This window comes from Mycolicibacterium chubuense (assembly GCF_001044255.1).
In the GTDB taxonomy this organism is placed as follows: Bacteria; Actinomycetota; Actinomycetes; order Mycobacteriales; family Mycobacteriaceae; genus Mycobacterium; species Mycobacterium chubuense.
In genome coordinates, this window is the sequence record NZ_JYNX01000050.1 from 1 (window position 1) to 3,322 (window position 3,322).

The following is a 3,322-nucleotide window of genomic DNA, read 5'->3' on the forward strand; positions in this document are numbered from 1 at the left end:
GCAAAACCCTCGACTGGAAAACCCCAGCCGAAGCCCTCAACGAACTACTGTCAAAACCGCCAACTGTTGCATCGACCCCTTGAACTCAAGCGGTGATTCACAACCGTGAGTGCACTCCCGGCGAAATTGGGATCGGTAGCGGCACGCGTGGCCTGTACTGATGCGGTGAACACATCACCTCTGCTCCGCGCCGCCGTTCCCGCGGCCGCCCTGGCCGTCCTGCTGGCCGGGTGCTCCACTGATCGCGATGAGCGCCCGGCGGCGTCCTCGAGCCCGGCCACGGTCTCGGCGGCTCAGCCGACCACCGCCGCCCCGCAGCCGACGACCGACGCGCCGCAGCCCACGTCCGCGTCCGCGACCTCGACTGCCCCCCAGCCGTCGGAGGCGCCGCCGGCGACACCCGCTGCCTGCGCCAATGACGACCTCGACGTCGCGGCGGGACCGGTGTCTGAGGACGGCACCCTGCGGCGCGTCGACGTGACGTTCACCAATACCTCGCCGAAGGTCTGCGTGCTGGTGAGCTATCCGGGGGCAGACCTGGTGACCGCTGCCGGCGGTGTACTCGTGCATGTCGCGCGACGGCCGGCCAACGCCGCGCCGCATCTCGAGTTGCAGCCGGGCGAGAAGGCCACCGCTGACGTGCAGGCATCCGCGGTCGACACCGCCACCGGCGACCCCTGCGGTCGGACAGGCACGCTCGTCGTGACCGCGCCCAACACCACCGAGTCGCACCTGCTGCCGGTGAACCTGCCGATCTGCGACGCGACGATCAGCGCGGTCGGCTAGCCGCGACCACCGCCGGGCGCGCAGAAGATCAGGAAGCAGTTGTTACCGCCGCCGGATGATCCGCTGCTCCCTCGGGACGAGCCGGAGTCACCGAATCCGCCTGAGCCACGGCCGTAGTCGCTGTCGCCTCGGCCGCTGCCGGATCCGGAACCCGATCCCGAGCCGGGCCACTGCGGCGTCTGCGGCACCTGAGGTACCTGCGGCTGCTGCGTCTTCGGCGGGCTCCACGGCGGCGTCCACGGCGTCTCCGGCTCTTCGGGCTCGGGTGCCTGCTGCGGCTTGCTCGGCCACGTCCACGCCGGCTTCGGCGGCGACCACACGGGCCACTGCCGCTGCGGCACCACGATCACCGGCGGCGGCACCACGACCGGCGGTGCGACCACCGGAGCAGGAGCCGCGGGGGCGGGCGCCGGAGCCTGAGCGGCAGGCGCCGGGGCCGGCGCGGCGGGCGCCGGGGCGGGGGCCTGCTCGACGTACACGGTGCGCGGCGCCTGCTGCGGTGTCTGCTGCACCGCGACGGGAACGGGTGGCTTGATGGTCTCCGCCGAGGGTGCCGGGGGCGCCGGCACCTGTGCCGCCTGCTCGATCGGCTTCGGGGCGGGTGCCTGACTGCTCGGCACGATGGCCGCCTGGGCCGGGCTGGGCCGGGAGTCGACCGTGGGCCGGATGCTGACCGCGAGCGAAATGACAAGCGCGACAACGCCGATCACGAAGATCGACGTCAGTGCGCTCCCGACGAGCAGGAATGGCTTGCGCCCCTCCTCGACCTCGCGCATCTCGGTCGGCGCGAACTCGTCCACGACCTCGTCGGCTTCGACCGCCGCCAGCTGGGTGTCTGCGCCGGCGAGGCCGGCGTAGAGGGAGCCCGCCGTGGCGCCGTCCGGATCCTGCGAGTAGGCCAGGCCGACGGTGGTGGCCTCGAACGCGGGAGCAGTGGCCGAGGCCAGCGCCGCGCCGCGGGCCAGCGCGAGTTCGGCGTCGTCGGGTGCGCTGACCGGTAGGGCGACGAGGTGCTCGAGGTGGGCCTTGACCGAGCTGACGTCGACGCCGGAGCCCACGACGAACAGGCCCTGCGGAGGAGCTTCCTGGGCGGCGACGGCACCGGCCATCTCGGTCAGCACCGCCATCGCGTCGGCGCTGTGCAGCGTCCGGCTGAGCACCTTGACCACCGATCCGTCGTCGGTGCGCACCACCGACAGCGTCGCGGTGTCGCGGTCGACGAACAGCAGCGCGGTGGTGTCGTACCCGACGGCACGCCCGACGGCCTGCGCCAGGGATGAGGCGGCGTGGCTCTCGGCGACGAGCATGACGTCGTCGATGCCGTGAGCGGTGAGTGCATCACGAAGTGCCGAGGCCTCGGTGTGGTCGCTCCACGTGACGCCGATGGATTTCAGGTGATGTCCGCCGGTCTCCGCGCTCTCCTTGGTGCCCTGGATCGCGGCGACGACCTGCTCGGCGACGTTTGCCGAGCCGTCGACGGTAGCGACGTTGAAGACGTCGTGGTCGACGGTGACACCGTCGGCCTTTTCGCCCTCGACCAGCACCATGCGGACCGTCGTAGGTGTCATCGACACACCCAGTACGATGTCCACTCCACCCCTCCAAATGTTTGCTGCAGCCTGGTGGTCGTCCGAGCTCGCCTGCGCACTGCAAGCCGACAACTAGTACTTCATCGGCGTGAACAGTCGCTGTGTTACATCGGTCGCTGTTAGCTGAACGCCGAGAAGACACGGCCGGTCGCGCCGGTACTTATGACATTACTAGCCGCGGCGGGATTCCCGCTGCGACGAGTTTTCTCAGCTGGACCGGATGAAGTTCTGGTAGGACCGCGACGGCGTGGGGCCGCGCTGGTTCTGGTACTTCGAGCCGGCCTTCGCGCTGCCGTACGGGTTCTCGGCGGGGCTGGTCAGCCGCAGCAGGCACAGCTGCCCGATCTTCATTCCCGGCCACAGTGTGATCGGCAGATTCGCCACATTGGACAGCTCGAGGGTGATGTGCCCGGAGAATCCCGGATCGATGAACCCGGCCGTCGAGTGGGTGAGCAGGCCGAGGCGGCCCAGAGAGGACTTGCCCTCGAGCCGGCCGGCCAGGTCGTCAGGCAGCGAGCAGCGTTCGAGCGTCGCCCCGAGCACGAACTCGCCCGGATGCAGGACGAAGGGCTCCCCCTCTTTGGGCTCGACCAGGGTGGTGAGGTCGTCCTGGCGCTGCGCGGGGTCGATGTGGGTGTAGCGGGTGTTGTTGAACACCCGGAACAGGTTGTCGAGGCGGACGTCGACGCTGGACGGCTGAATCAGACCGTCGTCGAACGGGTCGACGCCGAGCCTGCCTGCATCGATCTCGGCCCGGATGTCGCGGTCGGAGAGCAGCACGGGACGAGCGTAACGGCGGTGTCGGGCTCGGCGGCGCTCAGCCTGGCGCCGAGTGTGCGCTCAGGGCGCCCCGCGGACCGGCGGTTTCAAGGGGTCGATGCAACACCCCGTGTGATTGAGGAGTGTTGCGATGGGTCGCGTGCCGTTGCGGTCGCGGATGCCGGCGT

At 70.1% G+C, this 3,322-nt stretch carries 3 protein-coding genes; 1 reads left to right on the top strand and 2 read right to left on the bottom strand.

What is annotated here, in order from left to right:
• The first annotated feature begins 165 nt into the window (after positions 1–165).
• A complete protein-coding gene (locus MCHUDSM44219_RS29520; protein WP_048419486.1) occupies positions 166–786 on the top strand; it encodes a DUF4232 domain-containing protein in 621 nt (206 codons plus the stop codon).
• On the opposite strand, the gene MCHUDSM44219_RS17240 is transcribed toward MCHUDSM44219_RS29520, so the two are convergent.
• Both MCHUDSM44219_RS17240 and dcd read right to left on the bottom strand, forming a co-directional pair.
• On the bottom strand, positions 783–2,378 hold the full coding sequence (locus tag MCHUDSM44219_RS17240) for a DUF7159 family protein (RefSeq protein WP_048419487.1): 1,596 nt from the start codon (positions 2,376–2,378) through the stop codon (positions 783–785). The two genes, MCHUDSM44219_RS29520 and MCHUDSM44219_RS17240, sit on opposite strands and share 4 nt — an antisense overlap.
• A gap of 204 nt (positions 2,379–2,582) precedes the next feature.
• Entirely contained in the window at positions 2,583–3,155 is a 573-nt protein-coding gene (gene dcd / locus MCHUDSM44219_RS17245) for a dCTP deaminase (protein ID WP_048419488.1), read from the bottom strand.
• Positions 3,156–3,322: the final 167 nt, after the last annotated feature.